Raw genomic sequence first — 21595 nt, 5'->3', positions numbered from 1 at the left:
GTCAGAGCGCGTCGGGGCCGCGCTCGCCGGTGCGTACCCGCACGGCCGTGTCGACCGGGAGGCACCACACCTTGCCGTCTCCGATTTTGCCTGTTCTGGCGGCTTTCACCACGACCTCGATGAGCTGGTCGGCGTCGGCGTCCTCCACCAGGACCTCTATGCGGATCTTCGGCACCAGGTCGACGGTGTACTCCGCGCCCCGGTAGACCTCGGTGTGGCCGCGCTGCCGCCCGTAGCCGCTCGCCTCGGTGACGGTCAGGCCCTGGACGCCGAAGGCCTGGAGGGCTTCCTTGATCTCGTCCAGCCGGTGCGGCTTGACGACGGCGGTGATGAGCTTCACGCGTCCACCTTCTTCACAGGAGCACCGGCGTCGCTGTCCGAGCCGGTCAGAGCGGTACGGGCGGCGCCGACGACGCCGGTGAAGTCGTAGGCGGTCTCGGCGTGCAGGACCTGGTCGACACCGGCGATCTCCTCGTCCTCGGTGACCCGGAAGCCCATCACCATGTCGACGAGCTTGGCGAGGATCGCCGAGCACACCAGCGAGTAGCCGAGCACCGCGCCGACACCGGTGAGCTGCAGGCCCATCTGGTGCCAGCCGCCGCCGTAGAAGACGCCCTTGGCGGTCTGGCCGACACCGCCGGTGGCCAGCAGGCCGATGGACAGCGAGCCGACGATGCCGCCGACCATGTGGACGCCGACGACGTCGAGCGAGTCGTCGTAGCCGAAGCGGTACTTCAGGCCGACGGCGGCCGCGCAGATGGCGCCGGTGACCAGGCCGAGCGCGATGGCGCCGAGCGGCGAGATCGAGCCGCACGCGGGGGTGACGGCGACCAGGCCGGAGACGGCGCCGGAGGCCGCGCCCAGGGTTGTGAACGAGCCGTGCCGCAGCCGCTCGTAGATCAGCCAGCCGATCATCGCGGCGGCCGTGGCGACCTGCGTGTTGGTGAAGGCGACGGCGGCCACGCCGTCCGAGCCGAGCCACGAGCCGGCGTTGAAGCCGAACCAGCCGAACCACAGCAGACCGGCGCCGAGCATGACCAGCGGCAGGTTGTGCGGGCGCATCGGGTCGCGCTTGAAGCCGTGCCGCTTGCCGATCACCAGGATGACGCCGAGGGCCGCCGCACCGGCGTTGATGTGGACCGCGGTACCACCGGCGAAGTCGATGACGCCCTTCTTGTACAGCCAGCCGTCACCGCCCCACACCCAGTGCGCCACGGGGAAGTAGACGACCGTCGCCCACAGCGTGATGAAGATCGCCCACGCGGTGAATTTGACCCGGTCGGCGAGGGCGCCGCTGATCAGGGCCGGGGTGATGATCGCGAACATCAGCTGGAAGACGGCGAATACGTAGACCGGAATGCCGTAGTTGGGCCACAGCTCGGCGATGCCTATGTTGCGCATGCCGAGCCAGTTGCCGCCGCCGAGGAATCCGTTGCCCGAGTCGAAGGCCAGACTGAATCCGTACAGCGTCCACAGGATGGTGATGATGCCGAGGCTGATGAAGCTCATCATCAGCATGTTCAGGGCGCTCTTCACCCTCACCATGCCGCCGTAGAAGAAGGCGAGACCGGGGGTCATCACCATCACCAGGGCCGCACTGAGCAGCATGAACGCCGTACTTCCGGTGTCGAGCGTGGGCGCATCCGCGGCCAGCGTCGTGATGGCTGGTGCCATCGGCGTCTCCTCGTCGTCCGAACGGCCCGAACGGGCTGTGCAGGGTGGGCCGGTTTTCGCCATGAGATTGGCTGAGCCGGGTTTCCGCCGATGCCGTACGGTGTTTCGCCGCGGTGACGAAGAAGTCGGGTGTGTTACGCCGGGGTGAACCGTCCCCCGGTTCGGTGAATTGTGTATACGGGTGGGAACGCGGAGGATCGGGAGATCACCGGAACACGTCCGCGGGCCGCACACCGGGAAGGCGTGCGGCCCGCGGAAGAGCCGGCCGGAAGGCCGGTCAGGCGGTTTCCGCGACCTCGGGGAGTTCCACCGAGAGGCGGTCGGCGAGTTCGACGACCGCCGGGAGGTCGCCGAAATCACGCACCGCGGTACGGGTGGTCTTGCGGATGCGCGTGTTGACGCGTTCCGACCGCAGCCGCTTGGCGACGTTCATCGCCTGGTCGGTGCACAGCGCCGCCTCCTCCGGCCGGCGCTGCAGCAGGTGGACGCTGGCCAGGCCGACCAGGTTGAGCGCGTACGCCCGCTGGTGGACGTTGTCGTCCCGGAAGCCCGCCACGGCCTTCTCCATCACCGGGTGCGCCAGCGAGGCGTACGCGGGGCTGCGGCCCGCGACATAGGCCAGGTCGCGGTAGGAGTGGGCGTTCTCGGCGTGCAGCTCGGCCTCGTTGAAGAAGCTGATCCAGCTGGGGTCCTCGCCGGGACGGGCCTCGGTGAAGGTGTCCTCGGCGGCGCGTACGGCCCGGTGGCACTTGCTGACCTGGCCCATGTTGGCGTAGGCCCGCGCCTCCAGCGCGTAGAGCATCGCCTGGGTGGTGGCGGTCGCCGAGTCGCGGCTGCCGTACTGCGCGAGGTGGATCAGCTCCAGCGCGTCCTCGGGGCGGTCCAGATGGATCATCTGGCGGCTCATGGAGGACAGGATGAAGGCCCCCAGCGGCCGGTCGCCGGCCTCCTTGGCCGCGTGCAGTGCCAGCACCAGGTACTTCTGCGCGGTGGGCTGCAGGCCCACGTCGTAGCTCATCCAGCCGGCCAGCGAGGCGAGGTCGGCGGTGACCCGGTAGAGCCGGCGGGCGACCACCTCCGGGTGCGACTCCTGGAGCAGGTCGGTGACCTCGTGCAGCTGGCCGACGACCGCCTTGCGGCGCAGTCCGCCGCCGCACTGGCTGTCCCACTCGCGGAACATGACGGTCGTCGACTCCAGCAGCTGGAGCTCCTGCTCCGACAGCCGCGACGGCCTGCTCGTGGACGCCCTGGGCGGGGCCTCCGGCGCGCCGAACCCGGCGGGCGAGGTCGGCACGAGCCAGCGCTGCATGGGCTCGATCAGCGCGGGTCCCGCCGACAGCGCGAGCGAGGCGCCGAGGAAGCCGCGGCGGCCCAGCATCAGGTCGCTGCGGGAGAACTCGCTGATCATCTCGACGGTCTGCGGGCCCGCCCAGGGCAGGTCCACGTCGCCGCCCGCGGGCGGCTGGTGCGCCGGACGCAGGCCCAGGTCCTCGACCGGGACCACACACCCGAAGCGCTCGGAGAACAGCTCCGACAGGATGCGCGGTATCGGCTCGCGCGGCTGCTCGCCGTCGAGCCAGCGGCGCACCCGTGAGGTGTCCGTACTGACGTGGTGCGCGCCCAGCTCGCGCGCTCTGCGGTTCACCTGACGCGCCAGCTCGCCCTTGGACCAGCCACTGCGTACGAACCATGAATTCAGCTGCGCGTTGGGCTGCTTGTCTGCTGCGCCGCCCACGGTCAAGCCCCCATCCTGGTCTTGCCCGACCCCGACACCCAGTGATTACCAGGGTCCGCCGAGTCCTGTCCTCCGGTTGCCGAAAGTGCCGGGGTCCGGTAGCGCGGCCTCGAACCGCCCGGAAATGCCCGCGGCATAGGCGCGCGGCACGCGCGGACGCATGCGGCCAGCCGCCGGGGACCACCCACCGAAAGTAGTCCTACGATCACGCACCCCGGCAGCCCCCGTGGCGAAACGCCACCTTTCGCCACCCCAACGAATGAACTCCCCGGCCGCATCAGGCGATTCACTTGACACAGCGCTGGTCAGCGCGTCCCGTGACGGGCGGGCGGACGCGTAACCATCGGCGGCGGCGATCCGTTGGAGGTGCATGGTGTTCACGATCAGCGGGATGCGGGAGTCGCGCGAGTCGCGGCAGCAGCGGACCGGCGTCCGGGACCTTCCCCGGCCGCGCCCCCCAGTGCGCCCTGGCGTACGCCGTCGGTTGCACGCTGGGGTCTGCACCACAGTTGGTGACTACACGGGTCGCTGCGGATGGGCCGTCGTCCCCGGCGCCCGGGTCGCCCGCGGCGGCGGCTCGTGCTCCTGCGGTGACGCCTCCTGCCCCGCCCCGGGCGCGCATCCGCTGCCTTTCGCCGACGAGATCCCGGCCGGGGCGCCGGCCGCGTGCGCCGCGGAGGCGTGGGCGCGGGTGCCGGGCGCGGCGGTGCTGCTGCCGACCGGGCGGTCCTTCGACGTGATCGAGGTGGCCGCCGGACCGGGGCGGCGGGCGCTGGTGCGGCTGGAGCGGATGGGGCTGCGGCTGGGCCCGGTGCTGGCGACCCCGGCCGGGCGGGCGCAGTTCTTCGTCGCCCCGGGCGCGGCGGCCGAACTCCCGCACCTGCTCTACCGGATGGGCTGGGACGACGCGGACCTCGACCTGCGCTGCCTGGGGCCCGGCGAGCACGTCACCGCTCCCCCGTCGGACCTCGGCGGCCTGGGCCCGGTGCGCTGGCTGCGCGAGCCGCCGCCGGAGGGCGTGCCGCACGCGCCCGAGGCACGGCTGCTGCTGGGCACGCTGGCGTACGTCTGCCACCGCGACCGCTCCCCGGCCTGAGCGGAGCGGTCCGGCCCGGACGCGCGGAGGCCGGGGACATGGGTAAGGGGCACCCCGCCATGGCGGGGTGCCCCTTACACGTCCGGGCCGGCGCTGCTCGCTACTCGCCGATGAGCGCGTCCACGAAGGCCTCGGGCTCGAACGGCGCCAGGTCGTCGGCTCCCTCGCCCAGGCCGATGAGCTTGACCGGCACGCCCAGCTCGCGCTGGACCGCGATCACGATGCCGCCCTTGGCGGTGCCGTCCAGCTTGGTCAGCACGATGCCGGTGATGTCCACGACCTCGGCGAAGACCCGGGCCTGCACCAGGCCGTTCTGACCGGTCGTGGCGTCCAGCACCAGCAGCACCTCGTCGACCGGGCCGTGCTTCTCGACGACCCGCTTGACCTTGCCCAGCTCGTCCATCAGGCCGGTCTTGGTGTGCAGCCGGCCCGCGGTGTCGATGAGGACGGTGTCGGCGCCCTCGGCGATGCCCTCCTTGACCGCGTCGAAGGCGATCGACGCCGGGTCGCCGCCCTCGGGGCCGCGTACGGTGCGGGCGCCGACCCGCTCGCCCCAGGTCTGGAGCTGGTCGGCGGCCGCGGCGCGGAAGGTGTCGGCGGCGCCGAGCACGACGCTGCGGCCGTCGGCGACCAGCACCCGGGCGAGCTTGCCGGTGGTGGTGGTCTTGCCGGTGCCGTTGACGCCGACGACCATCAGGACGGCCGGGGACTCCTCGTGGCTCTCGGTCCGCAGCGCCCGGTCCAGGGTCGGGTCGACGAGCGTGAGCAGCTCGGTGCGCAGCAGGCCGCGCAGCTCCTCCGGCGTCCTGGTGCCGAGCACCCGCACCTGGGTGCGCAGCCGCTCGACCAGCTCCTGGGTCGGGGCCACGCCGACGTCCGCGGTGATGAGGGTGTCCTCGATCTCCTCCCAGGTGTCGTCGTCGAGACGCTCCCGGGAGAGCAGGGTCAGCAGGCCCTTGCCCAGGGTGTTCTGCGAGCGGGACAGGCGCGACCGGAGCCGGACCAGCCGCCCGGCGGTCGGCTCGGGCGTCTCCAGGGGCGGCGCCGGTTCGAGCTCGATCTCCTCGACGGTCTCGGGCACGACGGTGGCCCCGGGCAGCGGGACCTCTTCGATGGTCCGCCGGGATTCCTCCTGCGGCGGCGCGGTCTCCTCCCCGACCTGCGGTTCCGCGGGCGGAGAGGTGATCGTCGGCGTGCTCGGCGGCTTGCCGGGCGGCAGCTGCTGCTTCCTGCGGCGGCTGCCCACCACCAGCCCGCCGGCCCCGAGGATCACGACCAGGGCGATGACTACGACAAGGATGACGATTTCCATAACCCGACCAGTATCCACGGTCGGGTTATGCCGTGGTGGTGCCCGCGTCGGCCCGCCGCGGGTGTCGGCGGGCTCAGCCCATTTCCTCCAGCGATTTGCCCTTGGTCTCCTTCACGAAGAAGACCACGAAGGGGATGGAGAGAATCGCGAAGCACGTGTAGATCACGTAGGTCGCCGACAGGTTCCAGTCCGCCAGCGTCGGGAAGCTCGCGGTGATCGCCCAGTTGGCGATCCACTGCGCGGAGGCCGCGACGCCGAGGGCCGCGGCGCGGATCTTGTTCGGGAACATCTCGCCGAGGAAGACCCACACCACCACGCCCCAGGACAGGGCGAAGAAGAGCACGAAGACATGGGCGGAGGCCAGCGCGACCGCGCCCTGGGCGGTGGGGAGCTTGTCGCCGTGCTTGTAGGAGAACGCCCACGCCTCCAGGGCCAGCGCCACGGCCATGCCGGCGGAGCCGATGAGGGCGAGCGGGCGGCGGCCGACGCGGTCGACGAAGACCATGGCGATGGCCGTACCGATGATGTTCACGATCGAGGTGGTGAAGGAGTAGAAGAACGAGCCGGAGGGGTTGATGCCGACCGACTGCCACAGCGTCGAGGAGTAGTAGAAGGCGACGTTGATGCCGACCAGCTGCTGGAACATCGACAGGCCGATACCGATCCAGACGATCGGCAGGAAGCCGAAACGCGAGCCGAGCAGGTCGGAGAAGGAGGACTTGTGCTCGCGGCGCATCGCGGTGCGGATCTCGTCGACGCGCGCGTCCAGGTCGGTCTCCTCGCCCTCGACCTCCGCGAGCACCTTGCGCGCCTGGACGTCCTTGCCGACGGTGAGCAGGTAGCGCGGCGACTCGGGGATGGCGAAGGACAGCAGCCCGTAGACCACCGCCGGGATGACCATCACACCGAGCATGACCTGCCAGGCCTCCAGGCCGACGATCTTGCCGCGCTGGTCGCCGTTCGCACCCTGCAGGATGGCGTAGTTGACCAGCTGCGACACCGCGATGCCGAGCACGATCGCGGCCTGCTGGAAGGACGCGAGCCGGCCGCGGATGGCGGGCGGCGAGACCTCGGCGATGTAGGCGGGGCCGATGACCGAGGCCATACCGATCGCGAAGCCGCCGATGATCCGCCAGAAGGCCAGGTCCCACAGGGCGAAGGGCAGCGCGGAGCCGACGGCGCTGATGGTGAACAGGACCGAGGCGATCTGCATGCAGCGGATCCGGCCGATCCGGTCGGCGATCCGGCCCGCGGTGGCGGCGCCGATGGCGCAGCCGATCAGAGCGATGGCGATGACCTGCGCCAGCGTGCCCGAGCCGATGTCGTACTTGTCGCGGATGGCCTCGACGGCGCCGTTGATGACGGAGCTGTCGTAGCCGAAGAGAAAGCCGCCCATGGCCGCGGCGGCGGTGATGAAGATGACGTGGCCCAGATGCTCCGGCGGCGTGCTGTCGCCCGTTCCGGAGGCTCGCTCCGCGCTGGTGGTCACAGGATCTCCTCGCCTTCGGCGTCCGGCCCCCAAAACCGGGGACCGGAGCTTCAAGTGTTGGCGGAGCCCCCCGCGGCCACCACTCGGAGTAGGCCGTCAGGCGGTTTTCCGCTGCCCGTCTCGCAGCCGCTGGCTGATCACCTTGGACACGCCGTCGCCCTGCATCGACACGCCGTAGAGCGCGTCGGCGACCTCCATCGTCCGCTTCTGGTGCGTGATGACGATGAGCTGGGAGCTTTCCTGGAGCTCCCGCATGATCCGGATCAGCCGCTGCAAGTTGGTGTCGTCCAGCGCCGCCTCGACCTCGTCCATCACGTAGAACGGGCTGGGGCGTGCCTTGAAGATCGACACCAGCATCGCCACCGCGGTCAGTGAGCGCTCACCTCCCGACAGCAGCGACAGCCGCTTGACCTTCTTCCCGGGCGGCCTGGCCTCAACCTCGACGCCCGTGGTGAGCATATTGTCCGGATCTGTCAGCAGCAGCCGGCCCTCGCCGCCGGGGAAGAGCCGGGAGAAGACGCCCTCGAACTCCCGCGCGGTGTCGTGAAAGGCTGCGGTGAAGACCTGCTCGACCCGCTCGTCGACGTCCTTGACCACCTGGAGCAGGTCGGCCCGGGTCTTGCGGAGGTCCTCCAGCTGCTCGGTGAGGAACTTGTGCCGCTCCTCCAGCGCCGCGAACTCCTCCAGCGCCAGCGGGTTGACCTTGCCCAGCTGGGCGTAGGCCTTCTCGGCGATCCGCAGCCGCTTCTCCTGCTCGGTGCGCACATACGGACGGGGCAGGTTGCGCGGGTCCTCCGGATCCTCCGGCAGGACCTCCCCCTCGGCGGGCGGCGAGGGCGGCACGGGCTGGTCCGGGCCGTACTCGGCGACCAGCCCGGCCGGCTCCATGCCGTGCTCCTCCAGCGCCTTGGCCTCCAGCTGCTCGATCCGCAGCCGCTTCTCGGCGCCCAGCACCTCGCCCTTGTGGACGTCGCCGGTCAGCTTGTCCAGCTCGCTCTTCAGTTCGCGTCCGCGGCGCCGCTCCTGCCCCAGCTCCGCCTCCCGCTCGGCCCGCGCCTGCTCGGCGGCGGCGCGTTCGGCCTCGGCCCTGGCCAGCGACACCTGGACGCACTCCAGCAGGCCGCGCGCACCGTCCCGTACGGCCGCGGCCACCGACGCCTCGTAGGCCAGCCGGCGGCGGCGCTGCTCGGCGCGGGCCCGGGTCTCGCGTTCGGCGCGGGCGGCGCGGTCCAGGCCGTCGGCCCGGCCGGACAGGCCCTTGACCCGCTCCTCGTGGGTGCGCAGCTGAAGCCGGGCCTCCATCTCGGTCTGCCGGGCGTTGGCACCGTCGGCGGCGAGCCGGTCGCGGGCCGAGGTGTCCGGCTCCTCCTCGCCGGGCTCCTGCTGCGCCTCGCCGAGCCGGTAGGACAGCTCCTCGAACTCCTCGCGGGCCACCGCGAGCGACTCCCGGCTGCGGCCGACCGCGACGGCGGCCCGGTCGGCCTCCCCCGCCGCCGCCCTGGCCTGCCCGCCGAGCCGGCCCAGCTGCTGGGCCACGGAGGACTTCGCCTTCTCCGCCTCCCGGCGCCGGCGGCCCAGCTCGTCCACGGCGCGGGCCGCGACCGCGCGCCGGTCCTTGGCCCCGGCCTGACGCTCGGCCAGCTCGGCGCACTCCTTGGCGAGCCGCTCCAGCTCCTCGGCCGCCTCGTCCACCTGGGCCTGCACCTCCAGCAGGCTGGGGGCCTTGGCGCTGCCGCCGACCGCGGTGTGCGCGGCCAGCAGGTCGCCCTCGGCGGTGACCGCGGTCAGCTCCGGGCGGGCGGTGACCACGGCCTCGGCGTCCTCCAGCGAGCCGACGACCACCACGTCGCGCAGCAGGACATGCACCGCGGCGGCCACCTCCTCGCCCGCGGTCACCAGCTCAGCGGCCGGACGCGCCCCGGCCGGGAGCCCGGCGGAGGGGCGCGGCGCGGGCTCCGGGGCGCCCGCGAGCAGCAGCGCGGCCCGCCCGGCGTCCTCCTTGCGCAGCAGCCGCAGCGCCTCCGCGGCCGAGCCGACCGAGGTGACCGCGACCGCGTCGGCAGCGGCACCGAGCGCGGCGGCGACCGGGACCTCGTAGCCCGGGGCGACCCGCAGCAGCGTGGCGGCCGGGCCCAGCACCCCGGCGAGCGCGCCGCCGAGCAGCGCGCCGCTGCCGTCCTTGCGGCGCAGCGCGGGCTCCAGCGCCTCACGCCGGGCGGCGACCGCGGCGCGGCGGCGCTCGGCGGCGGTGGCGGCCTCGCGGGCGGCGGTGAAGTCCTCGTCGGCGGCGGCCTGCTCGGCGCGGGCGGCCTCGAAGCGCTCCTCCAGTTCGGTGTCGTCCGCCTCCAGGCCCTCGACCTGCGCGGCCAGCTCCTCGTACTCGGCCTGCGCGGACTCCGCGCGCTCGCGGGCCTCCTCCTGGGCCGCCGTCAGCCGCTCTATCTCCGCCTCGGCCGAGAGGGTCCGCGAGCGGGCGGCGTTGACCTGGCCGCCGAGCCGGGCCAGGCCCTCACGCCGGTCGGCGATGGCCTTGGCGGCGGTGCGCAGCCGTGACTCCTCCTCGGCGAGCCGCCGCTCCAGCTCGGCGCGGTGGCCGACGGTGTCGTCGAGGGCGCGCTGGGCGGCGTCCAGCGCCTCGGTCAGCTCGGCCTCTTGCTCACGGATACGGGCGGCCTCGCGCTCCATGTCCTCCGGGTCGCGGCCGCGCCGCTCCTCGGCGGGCTGGGAGGTGGCGTGCCGGTGGCGCTGCTCGGCCAGGCCCACCGTGCCGCGGACCCGTTCGGTGAGCTGGGACAGCTCGTACCAGGTGGCCTGCGCCTCGTTGACCCGCGGGGTGAGGGCGCGCACCTGCTCCTCCAGCCGGGCCTCGCGCCGGGTGGCGGCGGCGAGTTCGGCCTCGACGGTGTCCCGGCGCTCCTTGAGGGCGGCCTCGTCGGCGACCTCGGCGCGCAGTGCCTCGCGCAGGGTGACCAGGTCGTCGGCGAGCAGGCGCAGCCGGGCGTCGCGCAGGTCGGCCTGGATGACGGCGGCCCGGCGGGCGACCTGGGCCTGCCGGCCGAGCGGCTTGAGCTGGCGGCGCAGCTCGCCGGTGAGGTCGGTGACGCGGGCGAGGTTCGCCTGCATGGCGTCCAGCTTGCGGAGCGCCTTCTCCTTGCGCTTGCGGTGCTTCAGGACTCCGGCGGCCTCCTCGATGAAGGCCCGGCGGCCCATCGGGTCGGCGTGCAGCACGGAGTCCAGCTGGCCCTGGCCGACGATGACGTGCATCTCGCGGCCGATGCCGGAGTCCGACAGCAACTCCTGGATGTCCAGCAGCCGGCAGGTGTCCCCGTTGATCTGGTACTCGCTGCCGCCGTTGCGGAACATGATCCGGGTGATCGTGACCTCGGCGTACTCGATGGGGAGCACACCGTCGGTGTTGTCGATGGTCAGCGACACCTCGGCACGGCCGAGCGGCGGGCGCCCGGTGGTGCCGGCGAAGATGACGTCCTCCATCTTGCCGCCGCGCAGCGACTTGGCACCCTGTTCGCCCATGACCCACGACAGCGCGTCGACCACATTGGACTTGCCCGATCCGTTGGGGCCGACCACACAGGTGATTCCGGGTTCGAAGCGCAGCGTCGTCGCCGAGGCGAAGGACTTGAAGCCGCGCAGCGTGAGGCTCTTGAGATGCACGCCCGCCGACTCTACTAGCCGCCTGCGGTTTCACCAGGGAATGTGCAGGGCACATCAGACGGTAAGAGCCGGTGACCACCCGGTGACGGGAGGGGGGAGTGCCACGACGAAGGGACGCCGAAGCGTCCCTTGGCGATGCCGCGATGGTGCGAGAACTGCTGATGCCGTACAGCTGTTGAGTGCGTGTGCTGCGCGATGCGTGATACGGCGGCGGCGAAGGCTGGCGCCGGCTCAGGCGAGGACGGGCTCCCCGTGAGCGACGTCGATGCTGAGCAGCGACTCTTCGTGCGACGCGACAGTCAGAGCGTCATTCCGGGCCTGCATCCTGACCAGCTCGGCTTCCAGGTCCTGAACGCGCTGCTGCAGCCTTCGCATCTCGGCGAGGAGTCGCGGGTCGGGACCGCCGACGTAACCGAGAAGCGCTTTTGCCATGATGAGTGGTCCTCCACGCTGAGTGACCGACCGAGAGCGGTTTGGGTCGTGGGTGAGGGGGTAAAGCCCACGCGCAGGGTGTATGTCGTGGCTCGCCGTGAGCATTCCATGGAGCCACGTTGCGCTGGGCTTCCAGCGTCTCACCAAATAAGGGGACGGTCAACACGATCACAGCCCAGCCGCGGGATCCGCCTCAGAAAACACGGCGTCGACACGCCGGGGGCCACCCGCCTGGAGTCGAGATCATTCTCGATGGGGGCAGCCTGACACGACATCCGGGATATGGCAACCGGTCGTCCTCATCAGTTCGCAAAACATCGGCCGTCCGGGTACTCCCCCCGCGGTCCGGCCGCAACGGTCAGCGGATCTCGAAGCCGGCGTAACCGCCGCGCGGCTGCGACCAGATCTCGGTCACCCCGTCGACCCTTCCGGGCGTGTCGCCCTCCCCCAGCCAGTCGAGCAGACGTTGGCACCGGTCACGGGCCCCCTCGGCGACGACCTGGACCCGCCCGTCGGCGAGATTGCTCGCGTAACCGGACAGGCCGCCGATCTCCAGCGCGGTCGCACGGGTCCACCAGCGGAAGCCGACACCCTGGACCCGGCCGCGCACCCAGGCGGTGAGCCGGACATTTTCGCTCATGCCCGCACGTTATCCGGTCCTCAGGGCCCCGGTTGCGACCGCATCACGGCACGGGCGGGCGCGATTCGCTACAGTCGCCCCGCAGCAGGACTTCACCCGAACGGGTGAGGCACCGTGGAGCATGAGGAGCGCAATCGTGGGCCGACACAGCCGCCACGCGCAGCCTGCCGCGCCGCAGCCGCCCGCCGCACCGCGCGGTCACCGCGGTCGGCGCAAGCAGCACCCGCTGCGCACCGGGATGCTGACCACGTCCACCGCGCTCGCGGTCGGCGCCGTCGTCAGCTCCTCCGGGCTGCTGTCCCAGGTCGCCGACCGGCTCGGCTACGACGACGGCTCGGGCACGACCCAGGCCGACGCGCCCGACCGCCCCGCGCAGGACGGCAGCGACTCGCCCTCCCCGCTGAGCACCACCGGCTCCCCGCTGCCGGGCAGCACCACCCCGGCCGCCGGAAAGCCCACCCCGAGCGCGAGCGCGACCGGCACCAGGACCGCGCCCACGGCGGCACCGACCCCGCGGACCACGACCGCGAAACCCACCCCGACCCGCACCAGCGCGGCCCCCACTACCCCGGTGCGCACGGCGCCCGCGACGACCTCGCCGGCCGCCTCGCCGAACACGGACAAGCTCACCGCGACCCGGGCCGCGATCCTCTCCCTGGTCAACCAGGAGCGCTCCACCGCCGGCTGCAAGCCGCTCACCGCCAGCGGCTCGCTGGACGGCCTCGCACAGGCCTTCAGCGACGACATGGCCGCCCGCGGCTTCTTCGACCACACCGACCCGGACGGCGACGACCCCTGGGACCGCGCCAAGGCCCGCGGCATCGGCAACCTCGGCGGCGAGAACATAGCCAAGGGCCAGGCCACCGCCGAAGCGGTGATGACCGCCTGGATGAACAGCCCCGGCCACCGCGCGAACATCCTGAACTGCGACTACACGACGCTCGGCGTCGGCGTCCACTTCGGCTCCGGCGGCCCGTGGTGGACCCAGGACTTCGGCTTCTGACCCCGGTGGGCCCGGTGCACCCGGTGGGTCCGGTGCGCCCGGTGGGTCCGGTGCGCCCGGTGTGTCACACCGCGCGCGGCGGGCGCTGGCAGCGCGGGCAGAAGTAGCTCGACCGGTTCATCCACGGACGGCGCCGGATCGGGGTGCCGCAGCGGCGGCAGGGCCGGTCCTCCTGGCCGTAGGCGTCCAGCGAGCGGTCGAAGTACCCGGATTCCCCGTTGACGTTGACGTACATGCTGTCGAAGCTCGTGCCGCCCGCGGCCAGCGCGTCGCCCATCACCTCGCGGATGTGCCGCACCAGCTCGGCCGTACGGGGCCGGGTCAGCGTCGCGGTCGGCCGCTCGTAGTGCAGCCGGGTGCGCCACAGGGCCTCGTCCGCGTAGATGTTGCCGACCCCGCTGATCAGGCTCTGGTCGAGCAGCGCCCGCTTGACGGTGGTGCGCTTGCGGCGCAGCGCCGCGTGGAAGGCGTCCTCGTCGAAGGCGTCGTCCAGCGGGTCGCGCGCGATGTGCGCGAGGGGCTCCGGGAGGCTGTCCGGGTCGTCCGGCACGGTCGGCTGCACCGACAGGCCGCCGAAGGTGCGCTGGTCGACGAACCGCAGCTCGGTGCCGAGGTCGTCGGCGAAGGTGAAGCGGACCCGCAGATGTGTCTCGGGCGGGGCGCCCGCGGGCTTGACCAGGAACTGGCCGCTCATGCCCAGGTGGGCGAGCAGGGCCGCGCCCGGCTGGAGGGGGATCCACAGGTACTTGCCCCTGCGGCGGGGCTCGCCGAGCACGGTGCCGCGCAGTCCCGCCGCGAAGTCCGCAGGGCCAGCCGCGTGCCGCCGCACGGCCCTCGGGTGCAGGACGCTGACCGTCTCGACGGTGCGCTCCGCCGCCCAACGCGCGAGCCCGCGCCGTACGACCTCGACCTCCGGCAGCTCCGGCATGAGCTCTCCTTCTGCGAAGCGCTTGAGGTCAGAGGGTGCGCGTGCCGCGCCGGGCACCCGTTTTCAGGGGCGCGGGCCACTGTGCGCTCAGCCCGCCAACGGGGGCGCGGGCCGTCACGGCCCGAAGGGTCTCTTCGGTCCGATCCGACCCACCGGCCGGTGGCGGGTTGCTCGCGCGGTTCCCCGCGCCCCTTCGGGGCGCCGCCCCCTACGCGGTAGGGACGCCCCCCGCGGCGGGCGCGGAGGTCTTGCGGATGGAGCGCCAGGCGGCCTCGGCCGCCTGCTGCTCCGCTTCCTTCTTGCTGCGGCCGGTGCCGGTGCCGTACTCGACACCACCGACGCGGGCGGCAGCCGTGAAGGTCTTCTCGTGGTCGGGACCGGACTCCGAGACGACGTACTCGGGCACGCCGAGGCTCTCGCTCGCGGTCAGCTCCTGGAGGGAGGTCTTCCAGTCCAGGCCGGCGCCGAGGTTGGAGGACTCCTCGATCAGCGGGTCGAAGAGCCGGTGGACCAGCTCGGAGGCGGCGTCGAGGCCGCAGTCGAGGTAGACGGCGCCGATGACCGCTTCGAGGGTGTCCGCGAGGATCGATGCCTTGTCCCGCCCGCCGGTGCCCTCTTCGCCGCGGCCCAGGCGGATGAACGCGCCGAGGTCGAGCCCCCGGCTGACGCCCGCGAGCGCCCGCGAGTTGACCACCGCGGCCCGCAGTTTGGCCAGCTGGCCTTCCGGCAGGTCGGGGTGGGTGCGGTAGAGGGTGTCCGTGACCACCAGGCCGAGCACGGAGTCCCCGAGGAACTCCAGCCGCTCGTTGGTGGGCAGCCCGCCGTTCTCGTACGCGTACGAGCGGTGGGTGAGCGCACGTACCAGAAGGGCGGGCTCGAGTCGGTACCCGAGCCGCCCTTCCAGAAGCGTGTGGGACGAGGCTGTTTCCGTCGCGGCGTCCTTCGCGGCCTGCTTGGGCGCTGAGGCGTCTGACATAAAGCCTGTCACCTGCCGATCAGACGTCGAGGACCTGACGGCGGTTGTAGGTGCCGCAGTTGGGGCACGCGATGTGCTGCAGCTTCGGCTCGTGGCAACGCTCGCACGCCACCAGGCTCACGGGCGCAGCCTTCCACTGCGAACGGCGGTGACGCGTGTTGCTGCGCGACATCTTCCGCTTCGGAACAGCCACGGCTACTTCTCCTGGTCGTCATCGGAGCCGTTTCCGGCACCGTTTTGCTGGATGGTCGGATCCGACGGGTCGAGCGTCAGATCCTGCAAGGCCGCCCACCGGATGTCGGTGGCCTCGTGGTGGTGGCCGGGGTCGTCCGCGAGGCGTGCTCCACAGGTGGAGCACAACCCCGGGCAGTCGTCCCGGCACACCGGCTGCATCGGCAGTGCGAGCACCACCGCGTCGCGCAGCACCGGTTCGAGGTCGAAGAGATCGTCCTCCAGCACCGGCATGTCGTCGTCCTCGTCAGCCTCGGCGTCGGCACCGGCTTCGCTCTTGCGGGCGGTCCTGGTGTCGGCGTCGGGGTAGGAGAACATTTCCTGGATGTCCGCGTCCAGCTCACGCTCGACGGGCTCCAGACACCTTACGCACTCCCCCTCGGCGGTCGCGTGGGCGGTGCCGCTGACGAGCACGCCCTCCATGACCGACTCCAGGCGGAGGTCCAGTTCGATGGCCGCGCCCTCGGGCACGGCGATGACGTCGCGGATCCCGAGGTCGGCGGGGGCCGGTACCGAGCGGGCGACCTTCTTCATCGCGCCCGGACGCCTGCCCAGCTCGTGTGTGTCGAACACGAGGGGCTTGCGGTGGTCAAGGCGGGTGTTCAGGGCTCCTGCTTTCCTCGGTCACGCCTGCCCGGTCGCTCGATGCGGGTGGGCAGGCAGAAGCGCCGGCGATTCACACGGCTGGAAGTGACAGGATACTGGACCCGCCGCTCCCGCCCAAACGGGGCGGTCTCCCGCCCCTCCTCAGCGGCCCTGCTCCAGCTCGCGCAGCCGGTCGAGGTCGATCATGCCGGTGTCGAAGAAGCTGGTCTCGTCGAGCGCGGCGGGCTGGCCCTGCGGGTATCCCTGCTGGCCCTGCTGCTGGTACGGGATCTGCGGCGGGTACTGCTGCTGGCTGCCGTAGTCGGGCTGCTGCCCGTAGTCGTAGCCCTGCTGCTGCTCCTGGCCGTAGCCCTGCTGCGGGGCGTACGGGTCCGCGTAGCCGGGCTGCTGGGCGTACTCCTGGGGGTAGCCGTCGCCGTCCTGGCCGTAGCCCTGCTGGTAGGTCTCCTGCGGGTAGCCGCCGTAGCCGGGGTCGTGGGGGGCCTGGGCGGCCGGCTCCACGGGCTCCTGCGGGCGGTAGCCGTACTGCGACAGGTCGGCCTGCTCGGCGACGGGGGCGGCCAGGCCCGCGAGGTAGTCGGCGTCGGACTGCCGGTGCGGGCCGTCCTCCCCGCTCTCCCGGTCGGCCGCGGCGATCTGGGCGGCCAGGTCGTCGATGGGGTTGTGCCCGGTGAGCTTGAGCCGGCCGCGGCCGACCGCCTCCAGGGTCTTGCTGAGCACGGCCTCGAAGGCGCCGAGCTTGGCGTCGACGTAGTCGTCCGCGCGGCGGCGCAGCGTCTCGGGGTCGCTGCTGCGCTCGGGGGCCTCCGGGTCGTCCTCGGCGTACTCCTGCTCGTAGCCCTCGTCGTAGCCGGGGCGGCGGCCGAGCAGCTTCTCGCGGCCGCGGTCGACGGAGCCGATGGTCTTGGTGAGGACCACCTCGAAGTTCGCCAGCTTGCTGTCGACGTAGTCGTCGGCCTCGGCGCGGATCTCGTCGGCCTCCCGGCGGGCCTCGGCGAGGATGCGCTCGGCCTCGTCCCTGGACTGCCGGACGACGGCGGTCTCGGCGGTCAGCGAGCCGCGCTCGGCGTGCGCCTGCTCGATGATCCGCTGGGCCTCGCCCCTGGCCTGCTCCACCATCTGCTCACGGTCGCCGAGCAGGTCCTGGGCCTGGGCCAGGGAGTCGGGCAGCGCGGCGGCGAGCTCGTCGAGCAGGGCCAGCAGCTCGGCCCGGTTCAGCACGCAGGAGGCAGACATCGGCATCGACCGGGCGTTCGCCACGGTGGCCGTGATCTCGTCGAGCTTCTTCTGGACGTCCACGTCTCGACTCTAGCGCTGCCGCAGCCGGGAGTTCAGCGCCTCCAGGACGGGAGCGGGTACCAAGTGCGAGATGTCCCCGCCCCATTGGGCCACTTCCTTCACAAGAGACGACGAGAGGAAGCTGTAGGCCGGGTTGGTGGGCACGAAGAGGGTCTCGACGCCCGACAGGCCGATGTTCATCTGGGCCATCTGCAGCTCGTAGTCGAAGTCGCTGACCGCCCGCAGGCCCTTGACGATGGCCGGGATGTCGCGCTGCTTGCAGAAGTCCACCAGCAGGCCGTGGAAGGACTCCACCACCACGTTGTCGAGGTCGGCGGTGACCTCCTGGATGAGCGCGATCCGCTCGTCCACGTCGAAGAGGCCCTGCTTGGACTTGTTGATCATCACGGCGACGTGCACGACGTCGTACAGCCGCGAGGCGCGGGCGATGATGTCGAGGTGTCCGTTGGTGACGGGGTCGAAGGACCCGGGACAGACTGCGCGGCGCATGACAGGCTCCTCGCTCTGCTGACGGGCGTTACCTGTGGGTAACCGGGGCGGCGCGACCGTACCAAAGAGTGGCCTCGCCGTACCGCCGGGAGCGGAGCCCCTCGAAACCGGCCGGCCAGCCGAATTCGCCGCCCCTGGTCCTGCGTTCCACGGTGACCAGTGTGTCGTCGGCGAGCCAGCCGCCCGCACCGAGTGTGAGCAGGATCTCGCGCAGTTCGTCGTCCGGCACGTCGTACGGCGGGTCCAGGAAGACCACGTCGTACGGCTCGGCGGGCGGCGGCCCCGCGGCGATCTTCTCGGCGCGGCCGCCGCGCACCTCGGCGCCGGGCAGGCCGACGGTCGCGGCGTTCTCCCGGATGGCGCGCAGCGCGCGCGGGTCGGACTCGGCGAGCAGGACGTGCGCGGCGCCGCGGGACAGCGCTTCGAGGCCGACCGCACCGGAGCCCCCGTACAGGTCCATGACCCGGGCGCCGCCGAGGGTGCCGCGCAGCGCCTCCAGAGTCGAGAAGAGGGCTTCCTTGGCGCGGTCCGAGGTCGGCCGGGTACCGGTGCCGGGCGGTACGGCCAGCCGGCGGCCGCCTGCCGCCCCGGCGATCACACGGGTCATGAGCTGCTCACCCTCGGCACCCTATCCGCCGCCGCGGCGCCACGCGGCTCAGCCCTTGTCCAGGTACTGCTCGCGCTCGGCGTCGAGCAGGCTGTCCAGGGCGCTGCGCAGGTCGGGGTGGCCGGTCAGCTCCGGATCGGCGGCGACCACGGCGACGGCCTCCTGCCGGGCCTCCTCGATGATCTCCCGGTCGCCGATCACGGTGAGCATCCGCAGCGACGAGCGGCTGCCGGACTGCGCCTGGCCCAGCACGTCGCCCTCGCGGCGCTGCTGGAGGTCGATCTCGGACAGCTCGAAGCCGTCCAGCGTGCCGGCCACCGCGTCCAGCCGGCCGCGCGCCGGGCTCGCCTCGGGCGCCTCCGAGACCAGCAGGCACAGGCCCGGGGCGCTGCCGCGGCCGACCCGGCCGCGCAGCTGGTGCAGCTGCGAGACGCCGAAGCGGTCGGCGTCCATGATCACCATCGCGGTCGCGTTCGGCACGTTGACGCCCACCTCGACGACGGTCGTGGCCACCAGGACGTCCAGCTCGGCGGCGGCGAAGCGGCGCATCACGTCGTCCTTGACGTCCGGCGCCAGCCTGCCGTGCAGCACCCCGACGCGCAGGCCGCGCAGCGGGCCCGCCGCGAGCTGCTCGGCCACCTCCAGCACGGCCAGCGGCGGGCGGCGCTCGGCGTCGTCGGCGTCCGCGGCGGGCTTGCCGGACTTCGCGGACCCGGCGGTCTTCTTCGCGCTCCTGCCGCCCGCGGGCTCCTCGTCGTCGCCGATGCGCGGGCACACCACGTACGCCTGGTGGCCGCCCTCGACCTCCTCGCGCACCCGCTCCCACGCCCGGCTCAGGAAGTGCGGCTTCTCCTCGGCGGGCACGACGTGCGTGGCGATCGGCGAGCGGCCGGCCGGGAGCTGGTCGAGGACGGACGTCTCCAGGTCGCCGAAGACCGTCATCGCGACCGTGCGCGGGATCGGTGTCGCCGTCATCACCAGCAGATGCGGCGGTTTGGGCGCCTTCGCGCGCAGCGCGTCGCGCTGCTCCACGCCGAAGCGGTGCTGCTCGTCCACGACGACCAGGCCCAGGTCGTGGAACTTGACCTTGTCCTCGATGAGCGCGTGGGTGCCGATGACGATGCCCGCCTCGCCCGTCACCAGGTCCAGCAGCGCCTGGCGGCGGGCGGCGGTGCCCATCGAGCCGGTCAGCAGCACCACCTTGGTGCCCAGGTCGCCGCCGCCGAGCATCCCCGCGGACTCGGCCAGCTCGCCCATCATCTCGGTGACCGAGCGGTGGTGCTGCTGGGCGAGCACCTCGGTAGGGGCGAGCATCGCGGCCTGGCCCCCGGTGTCGACGACGCCGAGCATGGCGCGCAGCGCGACCAGGGTCTTGCCCGAGCCGACCTCGCCCTGCAGCAGCCGGTGCATGGGGTGGTCGGTGGCCAGGTCGGCGAAGATCTCGGCGGACACCGCCCGCTGGCCCTCGGTGAGGGTGAAGGGCAGCTTGGCGTCGAAGGCCGCGAGCAGCCCGTCCGCACCGGGGCGGCGCGGCACCGCGGGCAGCGCCGACTCCGCGGCGCGGCGCCGGGCCAGCGCGACCTGGAGCACGAAGGCCTCGTCCCAGCGCAGCCGCTGCTTCGCCGTCTCCTCGTCGGCCTTCGTCCGCGGCCGGTGCACCTTCTGGAGCGCCTCGGGCAGGCCCACCAGGCCGCGTTCGGTGCGCAGCTGCTCCGGCAGCGGGTCGCCGACGCCCGCCCAGCCGGTCGCCTCCAGCGAGTTCAGCGCCGTCTCGACGGCCTGGGCGATCTTCCACGAGGTGATCTGTTTGCAGGCCGGGTAGAGCGGCAGGCGGCGGCCCGCGAACGCGTCGGCGGCCTGCTTGCCGTCGTCGTCGGCGTCCAGCAGCTGGTAGTCGGGGTGCGCGAGCTGCCGGACGCGGTTGAAGACCGACACCTTGCCGGAGAACATGCCGCGGCGGCCCGGGATCAGGCGGTGCGCGTGCGCGTGGGCGGCCTTGCTGAAGAAGACCAGGGTGAGCGAGCCGCTGCCGTCGGTGACGACGACCTCCAGGCGTACCCCGGAGCCGCCGCCGTACGTCCGCTTGTCGGCCTTGGCGATCTGCGCGACCACCGTCACGTACTCGTCGACGGGCAGGTCGGCGAGGCGGGTCAGCTCGCCGCGCTCGGCGTACCGCCGCGGGTAGTGGTGCAGCAGGTCACCGGTGGTGTGCAGGTCGAGATGCTCGCCGAGCACCTTGGCGGTGCGGTCCCCGACGAGCTTGCGCAGCGGTTCGTCCAACGGATTCGCGGTCATCGCCCCCATCCTCGCGCACCCCACCGACAACCGGGGCCCCGCCGCCCGGGTACGGGCGCGGCGCTACTCCACACCGATCAGCAGCGGGCAGGACGGGTGGCCGCCCTCGTACATGACGGTGTCCACCGCGAGGTGGGTGTCGCGGACGTGGGCCTCCAGCCGGGTCGCCAGGCCCGCGGGGGCGGTCGCGCCCAGCACGAGGGTGACCATCTCGCCGCCGGCCGCGAGCATGCGGTCCAGGACGCGCGCGGCGGTGTCCGCGACGTCCGCACCGATCACCGCCACGTCGCCGTCGATCAGCCCCAGGACGTCCCCGGCCTGGCAGACGCCCGCCATCGTCCAGGACTCGTGCTCGGCGACGGCCAGCTCCGCGTAGCGGGTGGCGCCCGCGGCGGACGTCATCGCCACCACGTCCTCGTCGAAGCGGCGGGACGGCTCGTGGACGGCGAGGGCCGCGATGCCCTGCACCGCGGAGCGGGTCGGGATGAGGGCGACGCGCACACCGTCCGCGCGGGCCTGCGCGGCCGCCGCACCCGCCGCGGGGCGCAGCTCGGCGTCGTTGGGCAGCAGGATCACCTCGCGGGCGCCCGTGCGCCGGACCGCCGCGGAGATCTCGCCGCTGGCCGGGGCCTCCCCCGCGCCGACGGCGACCACCACGGCGCCCGCCTGCGCGCACAGCGCCGCCATGCCCTCGCCGCGCACCAGCGCGACGACCGCGCGCTCGGGCCCCCGGTCGCCCGGCGTGCGCTGCGTCTGGGCGCCGAAGTGGGTGACGCGGATGCGGTGCGGACGGCCCGCCTCGATACCGGCCTCGATGGCCGCGCCCACGTCGTCGACGTGCACATGGACGTTCCACAGCCCGTCGCCGCCGACGACGACGAGGGAGTCGCCGAGCGGGTCCAGCCGGGCCCGCAGCTGCGGGACGGCGGCGGACGGCGCCTCCAGCAGATAGATCACCTCGAACGCCGGTCCGCCCGGCGCGGCATCCCCCTCCGGGCAGGCGGCGGCCTGTTCCGCCCGCGCCGCGGCGGGCCGGGCGGCGGCGGTAGTCGGTGAGGCCCTGGAACTTCACCGTCACGTGCGGGTAGATCTTGTTGAACTCCGCCGCGTA

At 72.6% G+C, this 21595-nt stretch carries 18 protein-coding genes and 1 pseudogene; 2 read left to right on the top strand and 17 right to left on the bottom strand.

Translation table 11 applies throughout. The features are described from left to right. Window position 1: 1 nt before the first annotated feature. The 3 genes from ACWERV_RS14135 to nsdA form a co-directional block, all read right to left on the bottom strand. Window positions 2-340 (bottom strand): P-II family nitrogen regulator, encoded by a 339-nt coding sequence (locus ACWERV_RS14135; RefSeq protein ID WP_031519019.1) that lies wholly within the window; start codon window positions 338-340, stop codon window positions 2-4. Then, a complete protein-coding gene (locus ACWERV_RS14130) occupies window positions 337-1674 on the bottom strand; it encodes an ammonium transporter (protein ID WP_398186770.1) in 1338 nt (445 codons plus the stop codon). Before ACWERV_RS14130 ends, ACWERV_RS14135 begins: the two co-directional genes overlap by 4 nt. A 277-nt stretch (window positions 1675-1951) precedes the next feature. Beyond that, window positions 1952-3409: a transcriptional repressor NsdA gene (nsdA, locus tag ACWERV_RS14125; protein WP_398186773.1), complete on the bottom strand. Its 1458-nt coding sequence runs from the start codon at window positions 3407-3409 to the stop codon at window positions 1952-1954. 370 nt (window positions 3410-3779) lie between these two features. Here nsdA and ACWERV_RS14120 point away from each other — a divergent pair, with 370 nt between their 5' ends. Further along, the gene (locus tag ACWERV_RS14120) at window positions 3780-4505 is read left to right on the top strand and encodes a bifunctional DNA primase/polymerase (RefSeq protein ID WP_452932650.1); all 726 of its coding nucleotides are present in this window, start codon (window positions 3780-3782) and stop codon (window positions 4503-4505) included. A gap of 100 nt (window positions 4506-4605) precedes the next feature. Here the strand turns inward: ACWERV_RS14120 and ftsY are convergent, their stop codons facing one another. The 5 genes from ftsY to ACWERV_RS14095 form a co-directional block, all read right to left on the bottom strand. Continuing rightward, on the bottom strand, window positions 4606-5817 hold the full coding sequence (ftsY, locus tag ACWERV_RS14115; protein ID WP_452932648.1) for a signal recognition particle-docking protein FtsY: 1212 nt from the start codon (window positions 5815-5817) through the stop codon (window positions 4606-4608). 73 nt (window positions 5818-5890) lie between these two features. Further along, window positions 5891-7306: a sugar porter family MFS transporter gene (locus ACWERV_RS14110; protein ID WP_452932646.1), complete on the bottom strand. Its 1416-nt coding sequence runs from the start codon at window positions 7304-7306 to the stop codon at window positions 5891-5893. A gap of 96 nt (window positions 7307-7402) precedes the next feature. Next, complete coding sequence (gene smc / locus ACWERV_RS14105; protein WP_452932644.1) at window positions 7403-10978, bottom strand: chromosome segregation protein SMC; 3576 nt, start codon at window positions 10976-10978, stop codon at window positions 7403-7405. Window positions 10979-11209: 231 nt separating this feature from the next. Next, window positions 11210-11410 (bottom strand): hypothetical protein, encoded by a 201-nt coding sequence (locus ACWERV_RS14100; RefSeq protein WP_031518990.1) that lies wholly within the window; start codon window positions 11408-11410, stop codon window positions 11210-11212. A 358-nt stretch (window positions 11411-11768) separates the two neighbouring features. After that, on the bottom strand, window positions 11769-12050 hold the full coding sequence (locus ACWERV_RS14095) for an acylphosphatase (protein WP_398186790.1): 282 nt from the start codon (window positions 12048-12050) through the stop codon (window positions 11769-11771). A gap of 136 nt (window positions 12051-12186) precedes the next feature. Between ACWERV_RS14095 and ACWERV_RS14090 the strand changes: the two genes are divergently transcribed. Continuing rightward, on the top strand, window positions 12187-13053 hold the full coding sequence (locus ACWERV_RS14090) for a CAP domain-containing protein (protein WP_452932641.1): 867 nt from the start codon (window positions 12187-12189) through the stop codon (window positions 13051-13053). A 64-nt stretch (window positions 13054-13117) separates the two neighbouring features. Here ACWERV_RS14090 and mutM read toward each other — a convergent pair whose 3' ends face one another. The 9 genes and pseudogenes from mutM to ACWERV_RS14045 form a co-directional block, all read right to left on the bottom strand. Further along, window positions 13118-13981: a bifunctional DNA-formamidopyrimidine glycosylase/DNA-(apurinic or apyrimidinic site) lyase gene (mutM, locus tag ACWERV_RS14085; protein ID WP_398186796.1), complete on the bottom strand. Its 864-nt coding sequence runs from the start codon at window positions 13979-13981 to the stop codon at window positions 13118-13120. A 208-nt stretch (window positions 13982-14189) separates the two neighbouring features. Next, a complete protein-coding gene (gene rnc, locus ACWERV_RS14080) occupies window positions 14190-14957 on the bottom strand; it encodes a ribonuclease III (RefSeq protein ID WP_452932639.1) in 768 nt (255 codons plus the stop codon). Between the two features lie 19 nt (window positions 14958-14976). Next, window positions 14977-15150, bottom strand: a complete 174-nt coding sequence (gene rpmF / locus ACWERV_RS14075) for a 50S ribosomal protein L32 (protein WP_073500419.1) — start codon at window positions 15148-15150, stop codon at window positions 14977-14979. A gap of 2 nt (window positions 15151-15152) precedes the next feature. Continuing rightward, complete coding sequence (locus ACWERV_RS14070; protein WP_398186804.1) at window positions 15153-15761, bottom strand: YceD family protein; 609 nt, start codon at window positions 15759-15761, stop codon at window positions 15153-15155. A 174-nt stretch (window positions 15762-15935) separates the two neighbouring features. Beyond that, a complete protein-coding gene (locus ACWERV_RS14065) occupies window positions 15936-17093 on the bottom strand; it encodes an ATP synthase F0 subunit B (RefSeq protein ID WP_452932637.1) in 1158 nt (385 codons plus the stop codon). A 9-nt stretch (window positions 17094-17102) separates the two neighbouring features. Beyond that, complete coding sequence (gene coaD / locus ACWERV_RS14060) at window positions 17103-17582, bottom strand: pantetheine-phosphate adenylyltransferase (RefSeq protein ID WP_398186810.1); 480 nt, start codon at window positions 17580-17582, stop codon at window positions 17103-17105. Window positions 17583-17610: 28 nt separating this feature from the next. Next, on the bottom strand, window positions 17611-18189 hold the full coding sequence (gene rsmD, locus ACWERV_RS14055) for a 16S rRNA (guanine(966)-N(2))-methyltransferase RsmD (protein WP_398186813.1): 579 nt from the start codon (window positions 18187-18189) through the stop codon (window positions 17611-17613). 48 nt (window positions 18190-18237) lie between these two features. Continuing rightward, the gene (recG, locus tag ACWERV_RS14050) at window positions 18238-20493 is read right to left on the bottom strand and encodes an ATP-dependent DNA helicase RecG (protein WP_398186816.1); all 2256 of its coding nucleotides are present in this window, start codon (window positions 20491-20493) and stop codon (window positions 18238-18240) included. A 54-nt stretch (window positions 20494-20547) separates the two neighbouring features. Continuing rightward, a pseudogene (locus tag ACWERV_RS14045) lies at window positions 20548-21543 on the bottom strand (DAK2 domain-containing protein); the annotation flags it as partial. Window positions 21544-21595 lie beyond the last annotated feature (52 nt).

Source organism: Streptomyces sp. NPDC004031 (assembly GCF_053604375.1).
The sequence above is the reverse complement of the archived record's forward strand: the minus strand, read 5'-3'. Positions and strand labels throughout refer to the sequence as shown.

What these genes read in the sequence shown, in the direction of transcription:
- ACWERV_RS14130 (WP_398186770.1), bottom strand. Translation starts at nt 1,674, where the DNA reads ATGGCACCAGCCATCACGACGCTGGCCGCGGATGCGCCCACGCTCGAC.
- ACWERV_RS14120 (WP_452932650.1), top strand. Translation starts at nt 3,780, where the DNA reads ATGGTGTTCACGATCAGCGGGATGCGGGAGTCGCGCGAGTCGCGGCAG.
- ftsY (WP_452932648.1), bottom strand. Translation starts at nt 5,817, where the DNA reads ATGGAAATCGTCATCCTTGTCGTAGTCATCGCCCTGGTCGTGATCCTC.
- ACWERV_RS14100 (WP_031518990.1), bottom strand. Translation starts at nt 11,410, where the DNA reads ATGGCAAAAGCGCTTCTCGGTTACGTCGGCGGTCCCGACCCGCGACTC.
- ACWERV_RS14095 (WP_398186790.1), bottom strand. Translation starts at nt 12,050, where the DNA reads ATGAGCGAAAATGTCCGGCTCACCGCCTGGGTGCGCGGCCGGGTCCAG.
- mutM (WP_398186796.1), bottom strand. Translation starts at nt 13,981, where the DNA reads ATGCCGGAGCTGCCGGAGGTCGAGGTCGTACGGCGCGGGCTCGCGCGT.
- rnc (WP_452932639.1), bottom strand. Translation starts at nt 14,957, where the DNA reads ATGTCAGACGCCTCAGCGCCCAAGCAGGCCGCGAAGGACGCCGCGACG.
- coaD (WP_398186810.1), bottom strand. Translation starts at nt 17,582, where the DNA reads ATGCGCCGCGCAGTCTGTCCCGGGTCCTTCGACCCCGTCACCAACGGA.
- rsmD (WP_398186813.1), bottom strand. Translation starts at nt 18,189, where the DNA reads ATGACCCGTGTGATCGCCGGGGCGGCAGGCGGCCGCCGGCTGGCCGTA.
- recG (WP_398186816.1), bottom strand. Translation starts at nt 20,493, where the DNA reads ATGGGGGCGATGACCGCGAATCCGTTGGACGAACCGCTGCGCAAGCTC.